Here is a 15656-nt window from a genome sequence, read left to right on the forward strand (position 1 = left end):
GGCGCGAGCGTCCCACCTGTTCTTCCGAGGATTTTGGCCTTGTCTGCAGCACCAGCAGAAAACTGGAAACGAGGAGCCTGCCCCACACTGGCCGCGCCTATGGCGACGGGCGACGGGCTGCTCGCCCGGCTGCGCCTGCCCTCGGGACTCATCACGCCAGACGACCTCGCTTACCTCGCCAATCTGGCGCGACGCCACGGCAATGGGCTTATCGAGATCACCGCGCGCGGCAATCTCCAGGTGCGCGGCCTCTCCGCGCTTTCGAGCACCGTTTTTGCCGACGCTGTCGAACGCCATATCGCCATTGAGGACGGGCTTGTCGTCGACACCTCCCCCATTGCCGGTGACGATCCCAGCGAACGCGCCGATCCGCTGCCCCTGGTCAACGCCATTCGCGAGGGCTCGCGCCCACTCTGGCCGCTCCTTGCCCCAAAGCTCAGCGTCGTTATCGACGGCAATGGTCAGTTCCCGCTCAGCGCCCTCAAGGCCGACATCCGTCTTCTCGCACTGGGCGCTGAACTCTGGCAGGTTCAGATCGGCAATGGCACGCCGCGCGAATTTTTAGCCGACGAAGCCATCACCACTACACTTGATACGCTACAGCGCCTTGCAGCCCTGGGCCCCCAGGCGCGAGCCGCCGACCTCGCATCCGCACCCGCCGCGTCATCTGCACGCACCATGGAAAATACCCGCCCCATTGGCCGCTTCCAGCGCCGGGCTGGCACTTCGACTGGCATCGCCCTCCCCTTTGCCGCCAGCGACGCCGAATCCCTCGGTGACCTCGCGCGCCGCGCATCCAGCGCTGGCGTAAAAACACTCCGCCTCGCGCCGGGCCATGCCCTCCTCATCGACGATGCCCCCGCGGAGCTTGTGACCGCCGCCAAAGGGCTCGGCTTTATTACCCATGCCGACGACCCGCGCCTCCGCGTCAGCGCATGTGCGGGCAGCGATGGCTGCCGGTCCGGGCGCATAGCCTCGCGGCGTCTCGCCGCACAACTGGCCCCACGGGTGGACCCTGGCGCGCATCTGCATGTATCGGGATGCCCCAAGGGATGCGCCCACCCTGCCCCGGCGCCCCTGACCATCGTTGGCCTCGACGACGGGGTTGGACTTGTCATTGACGGGCGGGCGGGCGATACGCCTCAAACAAGAGTGGGTCTGGACGGAATCGAAGCCGTTCTCGAGTGCACCCACCGGCAGGAAGGCCGATGACCTCATACGATTACATCCGGGATGGCGACGCGATCTATCGCCAGTCCTTCGCGATCATTCGCGCCGAAGCCGATCTCTCGGCATTTTCGACCGACGAGGCGGAACTGGCCGTGCGCATGATCCATGCTGCCGGCTCGGTCGATGCTGCACAGCACTTCGTCTTTGGCCCGGGCTTTGTCGAAGCCGGCCGCGCAGCCCTGCAGAGTGGCGCCCCAATCCTCTGCGACGCCGAGATGGTGGCGCGCGGCATCACCGCTGCCCGCCTCCCCGCCGGCAATGAGGTGATCTGCACCCTCCGCGATCCGCAGACGCCGGAGATCGCCGCCCGCATCGGCAATACACGCTCTGCCGCCGCCCTCGATCTCTGGGGCGACCGTCTCGAAGGCGCAGTCGTCGCCATCGGCAATGCCCCGACCGCCCTCTTCCACCTTCTCGAACTTCTTCGCGACGGCGCCCCGCGCCCAGCCGCCATCATTGGCATGCCCGTGGGCTTCGTCGGCGCGATGGAATCGAAGGATGCGCTCGCTGAGCACAGCTATGGCGTGCCCTTCGCCATCGTTCGCGGACGCCTCGGCGGCAGCGCCATGACCTCGGCCTGTCTCAACGCTTTGGCGAGGCCCGGCCTTTGACCGGTATTCTTTACGGAGTTGGCACCGGCCCGGGTGATCCGGAACTGCTGACGCTGAAGGCAGTAAAGGCCATCAGCGGCGCCGATGTGGTTGCCTATTTCGCCAAGCGCGGCAACCCCAGCAATGCCCGCGCCATCGTGGCCGATCACATCCGCGCCGATCAGATCGAAGAACGGCTCGACTACCCGGTCACCACCGAGAGCCATCGGCACAGCGAAGATTACCGTACGCAGATTTCCGCATTCTACGAGGAAGCCGCGTCCCGGCTGGCATCCCATCTCGATGCCGGTCGCAATGTTGCGGTTCTCAGCGAGGGTGACCCTCTGCTCTACGGCAGCTACATGCACCTGCACCAAAGGTTAACAGTCTGCTACCCAATTCACGTCATTGCGGGCATTACGGCAATGTCTGGTGGCTGGTCTGCAGCAGGTCTTCCGCTGGTCCAGGGCGATGACATTTTGACCGTGGTGCCGGGCACGCTCGACATCGAAGAGCTTGAGCGCCGCCTCCGCGACAGCGAGGGCGTGGTCATCATGAAGCTGGGTAGAAACCTGCCCAAGGTGCGCCAAGCCCTTATAAATACTGGACGTTTAAACGGCGCAGTTTACGTCGAACGCGGCACGATGGCGGCTGAAAAAATCTGTCCACTCGCCGACAAGCCCGACGACACCGCACCCTATTTTTCCCTGATCCTCGTTCCAGGCTGGAGCACACGCCCATGACCGGACGCCTCTTCGTCATCGGCACCGGCCCCGGCAATCCGGCCCAAACGACACCGCAAGCCCTTGATTTCATTGCACAGGGCGAGCAGTTCTTCGGCTACGGCCCCTATCTCGACCGGCTTGATCTCCGGCCCGACCAGCATTGCATCGCCTCGGATAATCGCGAAGAACTCCACCGCGCCAAGGCCGCGCTCGACGCCGCCACCAAAGGCCACGCAGTCTGCGTCGTCTCGGGCGGAGACCCCGGCGTTTTTGCAATGGCAGCAGCCATTTGCGAGGCGGTCGAACACGGCCCACCAGCCTGGCGCAATCTCGATATCCAGATCATCCCAGGCGTTACCGCCATGCTGGCCGTGGCCGCCCGCGCCGGCGCGCCGCTGGGTCACGACTTCTGCGCTATCTCCTTGTCGGACAACCTGAAACCTTGGCCGGTCATCGAGCAGCGCCTCCGCGCGGTCTCCACCGCCGGCCTCGTCATCGCCCTCTACAATCCCATTTCCAAGGCTCGCCCCTGGCAGCTCCCCGCCGCCTTTGCCATCCTGCGTGAGACCCTGCCCTGGACCACGCCGGTCATTTTCGGCCGCGCGGTCGGCCGGCCGGACGAAAACTTCTCCGTCGTCCCGCTTTCGGAAGCCGATCAGCAGCCGGCTGATATGTCGACCTGCGTGATCATCGGCACGCCGGAAACCCGCATTATCGAACGTCCCGGGCGCGATCCGCTGGTTTACTCGCCGCGCAGCATCGGAGCGTAACCCCATGCAGTGGCTCACAATTGTCGGCATTGGTGAAGACGGACTGGCCGGGCTCGGCAGTGCGGCCCGCGCTGCCATCAGTGACGCCGAGCTGGTTTTTGGCGGCGCCCGCCACCTCGAACTGGCGGCAGATGCCATAACCGGCGAGGCCCACACGTGGCTCTCTCCCTTCTCCCGTTCCGTCGAGGCCGTCGTCGCCGCAAAGGGCCGAAAAGTCTGCGTCCTGGCCTCCGGCGACCCGTTCAATCACGGGGTCGGCGTAACGCTGGCGCGGCATGTCGATGCGGCGCAAATGCAGGTATTTCCTCACCTTTCTGCCTTCAGCCTGGCTGCCGCCCGTCTCGGCTGGCCGCTGCAAGACATCGTCAGCCTCTCTGCGCACGGCCGCCCGGTTGAACTGATCATCCCCCACCTTCACCCCGCGGCGCGCATTCTGGCGCTGACGTCAGATGAAAACGGCTCTGCAGAGCTGGCCAAGCTCCTGACGGAAAAGGGCTTTGGCCTCTCCATTGTCACCGTGCTCGAAGCACTCGGTGGCCCCGATGAACGGGTTCGGTCCCAGATGGCCATGCAGTTCGAACTCGCAGACATCGATCCGCTCAATGTCTGCGCGATCACCGTGGTGCCACTGCCCCAAGCCCAGATCGTGCCGCTAACCCCCGGGCTGCCCGACGATTTTTTCGATCACGACGGCCAGATCACCAAGCGGGAGGTCCGCGCGCTCACCCTCTCCGCGCTCGCCCCACGGCGTGGCGAATTGCTCTGGGACATTGGCGCCGGATCAGGCTCGGTCGGCATCGAATGGATGCTGGCCGACCCAAGCCTTCGCGCTATCGCCATCGAAGCCAATTCTGATCGCGCCGCACGCATCCGCAAGAATGCAACATCCCTCGGGGTCCCCGGCCTGCGGATCGTTGAAGGCGCCGCCCCCGAGGCCCTCTCCGGCCTCGAAGCTCCGCATGCCATTTTCATCGGCGGCGGCGGCAGCGATCCCGGCGTTCTCGACACAGCGCTTGAGGCCCTGCGTCCCGGCGGGCGGATTGTTGCCAATGCCGTGACGCTGGAGTTCGAAGCCCTGCTGCTGGCGCGGTTCTCAACCCTCGGCGGATCGCTCAATCGCCTTTCTGTCGCCCGTGCCGATGCGGTGGGCAGCATGACCGCCTGGCGCCCAGCCATGCCGATCACCCAGTGGAGCTGGACCAAGCCATGACCGTTCATTTCATTGGCGCCGGGCCGGGCGCGGCCGATCTCATTACCGTACGGGGCCGAGATCTGCTCGAGCGCTGCCCGGTCTGCCTTTACGCCGGCTCCATCGTTCCCAAGGAAATGCTGGACTGGTGTGCCCCTGGCACCCGGCTCATCGACACTGCACCGATGTCGCTCGATGAGATCGAGGCCGAATATGTCAAGGCGCGTGACGCCGGCGAGGATGTCGCCCGGCTGCACTCGGGTGACCTATCGGTCTGGAGCGCAGTCGCCGAACAAATGCGCCGTCTCGACCGGCTTGGCATCCCCTACACACTGACCCCCGGCGTGCCGTCTTTTGCGGCGGCGGCAGCAGCCCTTGGCCGGGAGCTGACGATACCCGGCGAGGCCCAAAGCCTTGTCCTGACCCGCCTTTCGGGCCGCGCTTCGCCAATGCCGGAGGGGGAAACTCTGGCCGCCTTTGGCGCCACCGGGGCAACGCTCGCCATCCACCTCGCCATTCACTCGCTGGATCGCGTTGTGGCCGAACTGACCCTGCTCTACGGCGCGGATTGCCCGGTGGCCATCGTGGCCCACGCCAGCTGGCCCAATCAGAAAATCCTGCGCGGAACGCTTGCCGATATCGCGGTGCGTTTCGGGGAAGATCCGGTCGAACGCACGGCGATTATCTTTGTCGGCCGGGGTCTTGGCGCCTCCGAATTCCGGGAGAGCGCCCTTTACGATCCCGATTACCAGCGTCGTTTCCGGGGCCGCGACGGGCTTTAAGCCCGCATCGGCTCCAGCGTATCGTCCCAATCGATGCGTCCCGGGCGGCCGAGGAGGAAGCCCTGCGCTTCCATGCAGCCCTCAAAGCGCAGCACTTCAAGCTGCTCGGCAGTCTCCACGCCCTCGGCGAGCACCGGCACGGAGAGGCTGCGTCCCAGCGCAAGGATGGCGCGCACGATAGCCTTGGCCTGCTCGCTTTCCTGTACTTCGCCCATGAAGGAGCGATCCAGCTTGATCTTGTCGAACGGGAAGCTGCGCAGCGTATCGAGCGATGAATAGCCGGTGCCAAAATCGTCGATGGCAATCGACACGCCAAGCGCCTTGATCTGCTTGAGCACCGTCATCGCGCGCTTCTTGTCGGCGATGATGGCAGTCTCGGTGACTTCGAGTTCGAGACGCTCTGGCGCCAAACCGGTCTGGAACAGAACCATTTTCACCAGGTCGACCAGCTCGATCTGGCCGAGCTGAACGCCCGAAACATTGACGGCGATCTTGTAGGGCTCGGGCCAGAGGACTGCTTCCTCGCAAGCTTTCCGCAGCACCCAGTTTCCGATGGCGATGATCGCGCCGCACTCTTCGGCGACGGGGATGAACTCAGCTGGCGAAACCGGCCCATGACCCGGACGATCCCAACGAAGAAGCACTTCGTAGCCGGTGACGCTATCACTCAGGACAGATTTCTGGACCTGATAGACAAGGGTAAAGCCTTCTTCTTCGACCGCTTTCCAGAGATCGCGCGCCATGGCCCGACGCTCGCGCGCCTGCTCATCCATCTCGCTCTCGTAGTAGCAGATGCGTTGATCCAGTTCGCCCTTGGCCCGGTAAAGCGCCAGATCGGCGTTGCTCAGAAGCTTGGATCGATCCGTGCCGTCGCCGGGGTAAATCGCCACGCCCATGCTGCCCGAGGTTTCGACGACATTGTCCGAATAGGTCACCTTGCCCGAGAGGCCACGGTTCAGACGCGACAGGAACTCGCGCAGATTTTCCATTGAAGAGAAGGGCTTGAGGGCTGCGAACTCATCGCCGCCAATGCGCGCCACGATTTCTCCGGGGCGGATGGCTTCCTTGAACTTCTCCGCCAGCGCGGCCAGTACCCGATCGCCCGCAGCATGGCCGTAGCTGTCGTTGATGTCCTTGAAGCGGTCGAGGTCGATGGCGATGACCGCGAGCCTTTCTCCCTTTTCATCGGACTGGTCGATGGCCGCGGCAAACAATTCCTCAAACCGGGTGCGATTCGGCAGTCCGGTCAGCGGGTCATGCTTGGCCAGGTGGGAGATGGCCGCCTCGCTGCGCTTGCTGTCGGATATGTCCTCGATCATGGTTACCCAACCGCCGTCGCCGGTCGGCGTGTGCTGGACGCGAAGGAAAATCTCGCTGCCAAGGCCATGCACGACCTCGCCCCCTGCCCGCGCGAGCCCGCGATGGCGCTGGTGCATCTGCTCTATGGCATCGGCGTTTGGCGCGCCTTCGGCCCCGGTCGCGGTCATGACGCGCGCGCAGATATCACGCAGGGTCCGCCCAACCAGATCAAAATCCGGCGGCAGGCCGAGCAGCTCCAGAATTCGCTGGTTGTGCAGCAGCACGTCCCCATTGGCGCCGAACAGCGCCAGCCCCTGGGCCATGTGGGCCAGGGCCAGCTCCAGACGAAGACGCATCTGCTCGATCTGCTCGGCATCGGCCAGTTCGCGTTCCCGCTCCCGCTGTGTCCGTCGGCGGTCCGCTTCATCGAGCACGATGCTGCCGAAAGCGGCGGCAAGGATGAACAGCGAAATCAGGGCGACGATGATCGCCATCATGCCGCTGTTGATGCTGCCTTCCGTCACCAACGGGAAGCAGCGACTGAAATCGGCTGCCCCCATGGCGGTGAAGTGCATTGTGCAGATCGCAAGGGTCAGCAGGCCAGCCGCGCCGAAGAGGCTCTTCCTGCCCGTTCTTCCGGCCAGCATGATGGCAACGCCGGACAACACCGTGCCCGAGATGATCGAAAGCGCCACCAATTGAGCATCCCAATCGATCGTTCCGCCGATCATGAGGCCGAAAATGCCGACATAGTGCATGGAGGAAATGCCGATCCCGACCACGGCGCCGCCGAGGAACCGATCAACGGCCAGGTCGGATCGGATGGCGAAGGCGAGGCCCGCACCGCAGACGGCGATTGCAATCAGCAGCGACAGTGCGGTCAGCGGCAGTTCGTAGGCCAGGGTGAAACCGGGACGGAATGCCAGCATGGCGACAAAGTGGGTCGCCCAGATGCCAAAGCCCACGGCCAGTGCAGAGATGATGTTCCAGATCTTTGCTGCGCGCCCGGAACTCCGGCGCGCATGGCGGAGCAGGCTCACACAGGCATAGCTTGAGGTGAGGCAAATGGCGGCGGCCAACACGACGTAGCGGACGTCATGGATGCTGACGAAAAAATCAAAAAACGGGTACACTGGACACAATCCCGGCGAGAATATCGCTGGTTATCGGCTTTCCCCTTACCGACCCGTTACTTAGACCATGCGTCTAACGCCTGTTGGTTACCAACTTCTCGCTGGATCAACGCGCGAAAATCACGGGGTCTTCGCGCTGCGGGAGTAGAACGACGAATGGCCCATGAATGCACCGGCTCATCCGCGATCACCTGCCCTCCCTGTCTCATAAAGGGCTAGCCGGCGCTCACTCCGAAGATCATGCCCACCCCGGCGGTGACGGCCATCGCCAGCGCGCCCCAGAAGGTTACGCGAATGGCCCCTTTGGTCATTGATGCGCCGCCGGCAGATGCCCCCATTGCACCCAGGATCATGAGGGCCACGATGGCGCTGGCTGCTACGCTTATGGTGATCTGCGTCGCCGGGGCCAACCACGCCACGATCAGCGGGATTATGGCGCCCACAGCGAAGGTGAGTGCGGACACGACCGCGGCCTGGACGGGATGGGCGGTAACGGTTTCCGAAATACCCAGTTCGTCGCGCGCATGAGCCGCCAAGGCATCCTTTTCCGTCAGCTGGATGGCGACCTTGCGGGCCAGATCCTCATCGAGCCCCCGACTGACATAGATCTGGGTCAGCTCTTCCAGCTCGCTTTCCGGCATGGTCTCAAGCTCCACCCTTTCGCGGGCGAGATCGGCCAGTTCGGCGTCGGTCTGCGAACTCACGGAAACATATTCGCCCGCCGCCATCGACATGGCGCCTGCGGCGAGGCCCGCTAGACCTGCGATCAGGATTTCAGGTCGACCGGACCCGGCTGCGGCGACACCGACCACGAGACTGGCGGTGGATACCAGTCCGTCATTTGCCCCAAGGACAGCGGCGCGCAGCCAGCCGATCCGGTGCACCATGTGAACTTCGGAATGCGAGAGACGGCTCACGATCATGCTCCTTTTGGAATGATCACCAGGTTGCTGCGACAATACTCCACGCCGAAGCAGCTAAACAGCTCGCCGGAGAGCGATTTTAGGCATCGCTACCCCCTCACCTGGTCTTAATCACCGTGCGGCGTTGCGGGCCCAATTGAGAATATCGGTGCTCGACATGGCGCCGGAGACGCGGGCGACTTCCTTGCCGGAGCGGAAGAGGATCATGGTGGGAATGCCGCGAATGCCGAGGCGCCCCGCCAGATCCTGGTTCTCATCCGAATTGAGTTTGACGAAGCGCATGGCCGGCTCAGCCTCGCGCGCTGCCCCCTCGAATTGCGGGCCCATGACGCGGCATGGGCCGCACCAAGGCGCCCAGACGTCAACGAGGACGGGAATGTCGGATTTGGCGATCTGCTTTTCGAGCATGGGCGCCGCCAGATCGGCGGGATGTCCGTCAAAGAGCGCAGCACCACACTTGCCGCATTTTCCCTGGTTTGCTGCCTGACCCTCGGCGATGCGGTTGGTCGCGTTGCATTTGGTGCAGACTACATGGGCCATCGTTGCTGTCTCCTATTGTCGTGTCGTCGCTTCCAGCACCCGATCCTGACCGTCACCACTCCCTGAGGGGACGGGGTCTTGCTGCGCCAGGATCGAACGGATGGCGCCGTGTTGGCTGAGATGCACTTGTCCGGAGAGATGTTCAAGGAACTCCGTTCCGGCCAGTTTGTCCATCACCGGTCCCTTGACCTCTGACAGGTGCAGGCGGATGCCAAGGTCCTTGAGACGGTGCTCCACGGCTTCGAGGCTTTCGAGTGCCGACATGTCGATGAAATTGACGGCCGAGCACATCAGCACGACGTCCTTGAGACCGGGATTTTCCGTTGCGAGGCCGGTCACAAGATCTTCGAGATAACGCGCATTCGCAAAGTAAAGGCTTTCATCGATGCGGATGGACAGGATGTCGGGGACGATCTCCACCTTGTGGCGCTTGATATTGCGAAAATGCTCGGTGCCGGGCACCTGACCCACCACGGCCGCATGGGGCTTGGAGGACCGATAGAGGAAAATCAGGATCGAGGCGGCCACGCCAAGCGCAATCCCGACCTCGACACCGAAGAGCAATGTGCCGACCAGCGTGATGGCCACGGCGGCAAAATCCGCCTTGGAATAGGCCCAGGCGCGCTTGAGAACCGAGAAATCGACAAGGGTCAGAACGGCGAGCACGATAGTCGCGGCCAGCGTCGCCTTGGGCAGGACGGCGAGGAAGGGCGTCAGCAACAGCGTCGCGCCGGCAATGCCGATGGCGGTGAAGGCGCCTGCCGCGGGGGTTGCTGCGCCGGCGTCGAAATTGACCACGGAGCGGGCAAAACCGCCGGTGACCGGATAGCCGCCGCCAATACCGGCCGCGATATTGGACATGCCGAGGCCGATCAGTTCCTGATTGGGCTCGATGCGCTCGCGGCGCTTGGCAGCCAGGGTCTGTGCCACCGAAATGGATTCGACAAACCCCACGATCGAGATGATCAGCGCTGGCACGAGCAATTGCTGGACGGTGTCGAAATTGAAGCTCGGCAGCGACAGCATGGGCAGGCCCTGCGGCACGTCACCGACCAGAGCGACACCCTTGCTGCCGAGATCGAAGACCACCGAGAGCGCCATGGTGAGGAAGACGACCAGAACCGGGCCGGCGCGCACGATGATCGTGGCGACGCTCTTAGGCACGTCAAAGCGGGCGAGCCAGTTCTTGAGGTCGAGGCGGATCCACACCAGGAGGCCCAGCGCCAGCCCGCCGATCATGAGCGTATAGAGGTTGATCGAGCCCAAATTTGCCCAGATGGAGGCCAACAGGCCCGGCAGAGCATGGCCTTCAGTGCTGATGCCCAGGAGGCCGCCCAGCTGGCTGGTGGCGATGATAAGGCCGGAGGCGGTGATGAAGCCGGAAATGACCGGGTGAGACAGGAAATTGGCGAGAAAGCCGAGCCGCAACAGGCCCATAAGCGTCAGCATGGCGCCTGAGATGAGGGCCAGGATGATGGCGGCGCTGGCATAGTCGGCGGTGCCTTCCATGGCCAGTTTGCCGACGGCGCTGGCCGTCATCAGCGAGATGACGGCGACCGGCCCGACCGCCAGCGCGGACGAGGTGCCGAAAATGGCATAGGCGACGAGCGGCAGGATCGAGGCGTACAGACCCACTTCCGGAGGCAGCCCCGCCAGCAGGGCGTAAGCCAGCGACTGCGGGATCAGCATGATGGTCACGATCACCGCGGCCACGAGGTCACTGGTCAAGGTCTGGCGGTTGTAGCGGCTGCCCCAATCGAGGATGGGCAGATAGGACCCGAGGCGCACGGCAAATCTCCGGAAGAGGTGGGAGCCGGCCCTAAGGCCGGCGAAGATCAGGCTGGATCAGGCGTTCAGTGTGGCAAACAGGCTGCCAGCGCGACCGCCGGAGCGGCAGTAGCCGAGCATGGGCTTGGGGCTGTCTTCCCAGGCCTGATGAAAGCGAATGATCTGGCCCTCGCCGAGCATGCCGGAGACCGGGATATGGGTGATCGAGAGCCCCGCCGCCTTTGCAGCAGCTTCGATTTCAGCAAAGGCGGGCTGGCCGGCATCCTCGTTGTCTGGACGCGCGCAGACGATGGACTTGAAGCCCATTGCAGCGAGCTCCTTGACCTGTTCGGGCGTGATCTGGCCGGTGGCGGAGAATTCGGGGCTAAGCTGGTGGATATTCATTTGTTATTGTCCTGACGCATGAGGAAAGGGGGGCTCCTCCGCCGAAGCGGAGGAGGAAACGGACTGCGAAGGGGCATCACAGGCCGTTGATGGGAACCTTGAGGAAGGTCTTGCCGTCCTCGTCCTTGGGCGGAAGCTGGCCGGCGCGCATGTTGACCTGCAGCGACGGGATGATCAGCTTGGGCATGGCGAGGGTAGCGTCCCGCGCCTCGCGCATAGCGACGAAACTGTCTTCGTCCGTGCCCTTGCCGACATGAATATTGTGGTCGATCTCGTCGCCGACAGTGGTCTCCCACTGGATGTCGCGGCCATTGGGACCATAGTCGTGGCACATGAAGAGGCGCATTTCGCGCGGCAGCGCCAGAACGCGCTGGATCGAGCGATAAAGCGTGCGCGCATCGCCGCCCGGGAAGTCGGCGCGGGCCGAGCCACCATCCGGCATGAAGAGGGTATCACCCACGAAGGAGGCGTCGCCGATCGTGTGCGTCATGCAGGCCGGGGTATGGCCGGGTGTGTGCATCACACGGGCCGTCATGCCGCCGATCTGGTAGCTGTCGCCGTCCTTGAACAGGCGGTCGAACTGGCTGCCATCGCGTTGGAACTCGGTGCCTTCATTGAAGATCTTGCCGAAGGTTTCCTGCACCGTCACGATGTTCTCGCCGATGCCCAGCTTGCCGCCCAGCTTGGACTGGATATAAGGCGCGGCCGAGAGATGATCGGCGTGGACATGGGTCTCGATCAGCCATTCGAGCTTGAGACCCTGCTCCGTGATGAAGGCGATGATCTTGTCGGCGCCATCATAGGTAATGCGGCCGGCGGCGTAGTCGATGTCCATGACCGAGTCGATGACGGCGCAGGATAGGGACTTCAGATCCTTGACGACGTAGGAGATCGTGTTGGTCGGCGCGTCGAAGAACGCGGTCACTTCCGGGCGCAGGGTCATGTCGGGGGTGAAGGGAATGGTGGTCATTTCTAGAACTCCTCGGTGAGGGTCAGGCTGATTGGATAACGCGCCGCTGAGCGAATTGGCGCAGGCCACGAGCGGTCAGGATTCCCGCGATCATGGCTGCCACGAAGGCGAAGGCCGAGACATCACCCAGGCCAAGAGCCGGAATGGCGCCGCCGGGGCAGAAGCCGGCAATGCCCCAGCCGATACCGAACACGGCCGAGCCCCCGATCAGCGGAACGTCCGGCTTGCGCTTGGTCGGCAGGTGGAATTGCTGGTCGAGTACGGGCTTTTCTCGGCGCAGCACGAAGCGGAACCCAATGGCGGTGACGGTCAGGGCCGAGCCCATGACCAGAATCAGGGACGGATCCCAGTTCCCGGCAATGTCGAAAAAATTCAGCACCTTGGCTGGATTGATCATGCCGGAAATGGCGATACCGGCGCCGAAGATGAGACCAAACAGACCGGCAAGAACAATACGCTGCATCAGAAGCCCCCGAGAACATGGCGAATGACAAAGACGGTGGCGACGGCGGCAACCATGAAGGTGATCGTGGCGGCGATCGAGCGCCCGGAGAGACGGGCAATGCCGCACACGCCATGACCAGAGGTGCAGCCGGCGGCAAAGAACACGCCGACGCCGGCGAGCAGGCCACCAATCATCACCCACATCACCGGCACGGGCGAAGCGAAGGACACCTCATAGCCGGACACGAGCGGGATCAGGATCGGCGCAACAATGGCGCCCAGCAGGAAGGCGGCGCGCCAGCCCCAGTCTTTTGCGACAGGCGGCAGAACGCCGGTCAGGATACCGGTCATGCCAGCGATGCGGCCGTGGAAGGCCATGAGCAGGACAGCAGCGAGGCCGATCAGGCTGCCGCCGATCAATGCCGGGATAGGAGTAAATTCAGTCATAGAGACAACTTTGCTGGTAAGCGCACAGGGCCGAATTGATCAAAGCGCGGAGTCACCGTCCGTTGCAGGGGGCTTGAAAAGCCGGCTGAAACAAGCGATAACGCCTTAGTCGCATATTCGTATATACGGACTTTCTAATATGATCAAGATGGATTTGGCAAGAATGGAGGAGAACGCTGAACGGGCGTCCCAACTCCTGACCGCCATGGCGAACCCGAAGCGTTTGCTGATCCTGTGTAATTTGCTTGATCGCGAGATGAGCGTGAACGAGCTCTCCGATCACGTCGACCTGGGCCAGTCGCCCCTTTCGCAGCACCTCTCAAAGCTCCGCGCTTGGGGGTTCGTCAAAACGCGCCGCGACGGCCAGCAGATTTATTACACCTTGGCCTCAAGGGAGGTCCGAGAGGTCCTTGCTACACTCTACGGCATCTACTGCGCGCCGGACGCCGGAGAGCGGAACTAAGCCCGGGCGATATACGCGTCGTCAGATAAACGTTGTCACACTTTGCCGACAACGACCTTCACTGGCTCGATCTGCTTGGCCGAGGCCATTTTAATCGAGCTCCCTTAAGGCAGTGGGAAAACGAGGATCGACGTTCGCCGCAAAGGAGGAGGGCTGAGCGCGTTGAGTCGGACTAGCGTATCAAATTCGCCTCTCGGCAATCGTCCAGCGTAATGTCTGCAAGATCAACGTCAGGCGCGTCTTCGGCTCCAAGGGTCACCCCTGCCCCGCCGTCATTTCCGCCATCAAAGCTGAGCGTACTGCTCCCCGCAGGGTCGCCTGCGACTTCCCCCCCTTGAGGGCCAGTCGAGCCTCCCGATGCGGAAAAGCCCGGTGCAATCCCGGCGCCTGAACTTTCTATGGTCTCGTCCAACAGATTGCTGCAGTGAATCTGCACGACGACCATGTCCTCGACATCGACCGACTGGCTGCCTACCTGGACACCCTCGCCATTGGCAGCAGATGCCCCCAGCGAAGTACCAACAACCACAATAAGTGCTCGAATAGTGTAGCGCATCTGCATGTGCATTTCGGCCTGCCTGGAAATATGTTCGGGGCAAGCTCAACGCGCGTCGGTTTCACCCAGATCCATTTTCACCTGGATTAGGACATGCGGCAGGCCTGCCGCCGCACGCCCCTCGCCCCCTACTTCGGCAGGCGGCCCAAGCCATTTTCCCTGGCCAGCCTGGAGCGCGTTGTTGAGTAGTTCGGCGCTACCATCGGATAGTCAGCCGGGAGCCCCCATTCACACGGTACTGCTCGGGCGACAGCTCGTGATGGGTGCGCAGATGGCGTTTGAGCGATTTGAACTTCTTGCCGTCCTCAAGACAGGTAATAAAATCCGGACCGACAGATTTACGGGCAGGCACGGCGGGCTCTAGAGCAGGCGCTGACTGCTCCACGGGTACGCCCAGATTGTTCAGGGTCGAATATACCGAGCCAATAAGCCCCGGAAGATCCGCGATTGAAATAGCGTTATTGCTAACATATGCACTGACGATTTCAGTGGCACGAAGCGTCTTATTGTCGTTACTCATGGCATCTCGCGCAATTACCGGCTTCTTGAGCTGAAGGGGCATATTGCGCCCAAGAAATATCCGAACGAAGCCTTTGGCTTCTAAAGAAAATCAGCGTCCACAGGCCCAACTCATGCCGCTCAAAAATGTCGAAATGGTGGGCACGACGCTGCGCAATTGCCCGAAACGAAACTGCGTGCGTTCAAGACCAGAATCGAGGACCTGAACGACCCGAATAACGGCCATCTAAACGTGTTCAGTTTCCAGGGATCACCAAGGCCGGATCCGCTCAGAGGAAGACGGGCAGCAACCGAACCGCCGGAAGCAAAGCCCCGGCCCCGGGCCACCAAAGGCGGAGCAAGTGACGCAAAAGCGTCAATCTGGTCGGGCAGGATTGTGTGTGGAGTTGGCTGGGGTGCCAGGATTCGAACCTGGGAATGTCGGTACCAAAAACCGATGCCTTACCACTTGGCGACACCCCAACTGGCGCGGTTCCTACACGGTTTGCAAAAGCGGTGCAACAACCGTTCGACTATGCACGAAAAGGTTGTGGGAACCGCTTGAATACCGCGAAAGGCGCAGCTATAAGGCCGTCATATCGCACGTCATCGCAACCCAATGATGCCACCAAAACCGCGATTTGCCGGAGTATAGCGCAGCCTGGTAGCGCACCTGCTTCGGGAGCAGGGGGTCGAGTGTTCGAATCACTCTACTCCGACCAACAAAACCCGGCTTCTTCGGAAGTCGGGTTTTCTTTTCCCGACACCTTTCCCGACACAGTTTAGTCAAGTGCATCTGCGCAGGTGGCTTTACCCCATCGGTCGGCACCGACGTCACTTGTTGTCTGTCCTCGCCCTACCGTGAGATGAGCACCCTTTACACTGCGGCCTCATTCTCAAAACCGTCACGGGCAAGATGCTGAAA

Annotated in this window: 16 protein-coding genes, 2 tRNA genes and 1 pseudogene; 8 read left to right on the plus strand and 11 right to left on the minus strand. The window is 62.6% G+C overall.

Annotated elements, in window-relative coordinates:
- Positions 1 to 39 precede the first annotated feature (39 nt).
- The 6 genes from cobG to cobM are packed head-to-tail and all read left to right on the plus strand — an operon-like array spanning position 40 to position 5286.
- The gene (cobG, locus tag NYQ88_RS16265; RefSeq protein WP_275652155.1) at positions 40 to 1212 is read left to right on the plus strand and encodes a precorrin-3B synthase; all 1173 of its coding nucleotides are present in this window, start codon (positions 40 to 42) and stop codon (positions 1210 to 1212) included.
- Positions 1209 to 1841 (plus strand): precorrin-8X methylmutase, encoded by a 633-nt coding sequence (locus NYQ88_RS16270; protein WP_275652156.1) that lies wholly within the window; start codon positions 1209 to 1211, stop codon positions 1839 to 1841. The genes cobG and NYQ88_RS16270 overlap by 4 nt, the downstream gene beginning before the upstream one ends.
- Positions 1838 to 2563 carry a precorrin-2 C(20)-methyltransferase gene (locus NYQ88_RS16275; RefSeq protein ID WP_275652157.1) on the plus strand — a complete coding sequence of 242 codons (726 nt, stop codon included), beginning with the start codon at positions 1838 to 1840 and terminating at the stop codon, positions 2561 to 2563. The genes NYQ88_RS16270 and NYQ88_RS16275 overlap by 4 nt, the downstream gene beginning before the upstream one ends.
- Positions 2560 to 3315 (plus strand): precorrin-3B C(17)-methyltransferase, encoded by a 756-nt coding sequence (locus NYQ88_RS16280; protein ID WP_275652158.1) that lies wholly within the window; start codon positions 2560 to 2562, stop codon positions 3313 to 3315. Before NYQ88_RS16275 ends, NYQ88_RS16280 begins: the two co-directional genes overlap by 4 nt.
- A gap of 4 nt (positions 3316 to 3319) precedes the next feature.
- The gene (cbiE, locus tag NYQ88_RS16285) at positions 3320 to 4525 is read left to right on the plus strand and encodes a precorrin-6y C5,15-methyltransferase (decarboxylating) subunit CbiE (RefSeq protein ID WP_275652159.1); all 1206 of its coding nucleotides are present in this window, start codon (positions 3320 to 3322) and stop codon (positions 4523 to 4525) included.
- Positions 4522 to 5286 carry a precorrin-4 C(11)-methyltransferase gene (gene cobM / locus NYQ88_RS16290; RefSeq protein WP_275652160.1) on the plus strand — a complete coding sequence of 255 codons (765 nt, stop codon included), beginning with the start codon at positions 4522 to 4524 and terminating at the stop codon, positions 5284 to 5286. Before cbiE ends, cobM begins: the two co-directional genes overlap by 4 nt.
- On the opposite strand, the gene NYQ88_RS16295 is transcribed toward cobM, so the two are convergent.
- The 8 genes from NYQ88_RS16295 to NYQ88_RS16330 form a co-directional block, all read right to left on the minus strand.
- Positions 5283 to 7718, minus strand: a complete 2436-nt coding sequence (locus NYQ88_RS16295) for an EAL domain-containing protein (protein WP_275652161.1) — start codon at positions 7716 to 7718, stop codon at positions 5283 to 5285. The two genes, cobM and NYQ88_RS16295, sit on opposite strands and share 4 nt — an antisense overlap.
- Positions 7719 to 7933: 215 nt before the next feature.
- Positions 7934 to 8635: a VIT family protein gene (locus NYQ88_RS16300; protein WP_275652162.1), complete on the minus strand. Its 702-nt coding sequence runs from the start codon at positions 8633 to 8635 to the stop codon at positions 7934 to 7936.
- A gap of 117 nt (positions 8636 to 8752) precedes the next feature.
- Positions 8753 to 9181, minus strand: coding sequence for a thioredoxin TrxC (gene trxC, locus NYQ88_RS16305; RefSeq protein ID WP_275652163.1), 429 nt, complete (start codon positions 9179 to 9181; stop codon positions 8753 to 8755).
- A 12-nt stretch (positions 9182 to 9193) separates the two neighbouring features.
- On the minus strand, positions 9194 to 10969 hold the full coding sequence (sulP, locus tag NYQ88_RS16310) for a sulfate permease (RefSeq protein ID WP_275652164.1): 1776 nt from the start codon (positions 10967 to 10969) through the stop codon (positions 9194 to 9196).
- 57 nt (positions 10970 to 11026) lie between these two features.
- A complete protein-coding gene (locus NYQ88_RS16315) occupies positions 11027 to 11353 on the minus strand; it encodes a TIGR01244 family sulfur transferase (protein WP_275652165.1) in 327 nt (108 codons plus the stop codon).
- A gap of 76 nt (positions 11354 to 11429) precedes the next feature.
- Entirely contained in the window at positions 11430 to 12323 is an 894-nt protein-coding gene (locus tag NYQ88_RS16320; RefSeq protein ID WP_275652166.1) for an MBL fold metallo-hydrolase, read from the minus strand.
- 22 nt (positions 12324 to 12345) lie between these two features.
- A complete protein-coding gene (locus NYQ88_RS16325) occupies positions 12346 to 12786 on the minus strand; it encodes a DUF6691 family protein (protein ID WP_275652167.1) in 441 nt (146 codons plus the stop codon).
- Complete coding sequence (locus NYQ88_RS16330; RefSeq protein WP_275652168.1) at positions 12786 to 13214, minus strand: YeeE/YedE thiosulfate transporter family protein; 429 nt, start codon at positions 13212 to 13214, stop codon at positions 12786 to 12788. Before NYQ88_RS16330 ends, NYQ88_RS16325 begins: the two co-directional genes overlap by 1 nt.
- A gap of 139 nt (positions 13215 to 13353) precedes the next feature.
- Between NYQ88_RS16330 and NYQ88_RS16335 the strand changes: the two genes are divergently transcribed.
- On the plus strand, positions 13354 to 13677 hold the full coding sequence (locus NYQ88_RS16335; RefSeq protein ID WP_275652169.1) for a metalloregulator ArsR/SmtB family transcription factor: 324 nt from the start codon (positions 13354 to 13356) through the stop codon (positions 13675 to 13677).
- A gap of 172 nt (positions 13678 to 13849) precedes the next feature.
- Here the strand turns inward: NYQ88_RS16335 and NYQ88_RS16340 are convergent, their stop codons facing one another.
- The 3 genes and pseudogenes from NYQ88_RS16340 to NYQ88_RS16350 form a co-directional block, all read right to left on the minus strand.
- Positions 13850 to 14239, minus strand: a complete 390-nt coding sequence (locus NYQ88_RS16340; protein WP_275652170.1) for a hypothetical protein — start codon at positions 14237 to 14239, stop codon at positions 13850 to 13852.
- Positions 14240 to 14361: 122 nt separating this feature from the next.
- Positions 14362 to 14753: pseudogene (locus NYQ88_RS16345) on the minus strand (MucR family transcriptional regulator).
- 386 nt (positions 14754 to 15139) lie between these two features.
- A tRNA-Gln gene (locus NYQ88_RS16350) sits at positions 15140 to 15214 on the minus strand.
- Positions 15215 to 15376: 162 nt separating this feature from the next.
- Here NYQ88_RS16350 and NYQ88_RS16355 point away from each other — a divergent pair.
- Positions 15377 to 15453, plus strand: a tRNA-Pro gene (locus tag NYQ88_RS16355).
- Positions 15454 to 15656 lie beyond the last annotated feature (203 nt).

The organism is Devosia sp. SD17-2, from assembly GCF_029201565.1.
GTDB lineage: Bacteria > Pseudomonadota > Alphaproteobacteria > Rhizobiales > Devosiaceae > Devosia.

Excerpts from the sequence above, each read along its gene's own strand:
- NYQ88_RS16270 (WP_275652156.1), top strand. The coding sequence starts at position 1,209 with ATGACCTCATACGATTACATCCGGGATGGCGACGCGATCTATCGCCAG.
- NYQ88_RS16280 (WP_275652158.1), top strand. The coding sequence starts at position 2,560 with ATGACCGGACGCCTCTTCGTCATCGGCACCGGCCCCGGCAATCCGGCC.
- cbiE (WP_275652159.1), top strand. The coding sequence starts at position 3,320 with ATGCAGTGGCTCACAATTGTCGGCATTGGTGAAGACGGACTGGCCGGG.
- cobM (WP_275652160.1), top strand. The coding sequence starts at position 4,522 with ATGACCGTTCATTTCATTGGCGCCGGGCCGGGCGCGGCCGATCTCATT.
- trxC (WP_275652163.1), bottom strand. The coding sequence starts at position 9,181 with ATGGCCCATGTAGTCTGCACCAAATGCAACGCGACCAACCGCATCGCC.
- NYQ88_RS16315 (WP_275652165.1), bottom strand. The coding sequence starts at position 11,353 with ATGAATATCCACCAGCTTAGCCCCGAATTCTCCGCCACCGGCCAGATC.
- NYQ88_RS16320 (WP_275652166.1), bottom strand. The coding sequence starts at position 12,323 with ATGACCACCATTCCCTTCACCCCCGACATGACCCTGCGCCCGGAAGTG.
- NYQ88_RS16325 (WP_275652167.1), bottom strand. The coding sequence starts at position 12,786 with ATGCAGCGTATTGTTCTTGCCGGTCTGTTTGGTCTCATCTTCGGCGCC.
- NYQ88_RS16330 (WP_275652168.1), bottom strand. The coding sequence starts at position 13,214 with ATGACTGAATTTACTCCTATCCCGGCATTGATCGGCGGCAGCCTGATC.
- NYQ88_RS16335 (WP_275652169.1), top strand. The coding sequence starts at position 13,354 with ATGATCAAGATGGATTTGGCAAGAATGGAGGAGAACGCTGAACGGGCG.
- NYQ88_RS16340 (WP_275652170.1), bottom strand. The coding sequence starts at position 14,239 with ATGCAGATGCGCTACACTATTCGAGCACTTATTGTGGTTGTTGGTACT.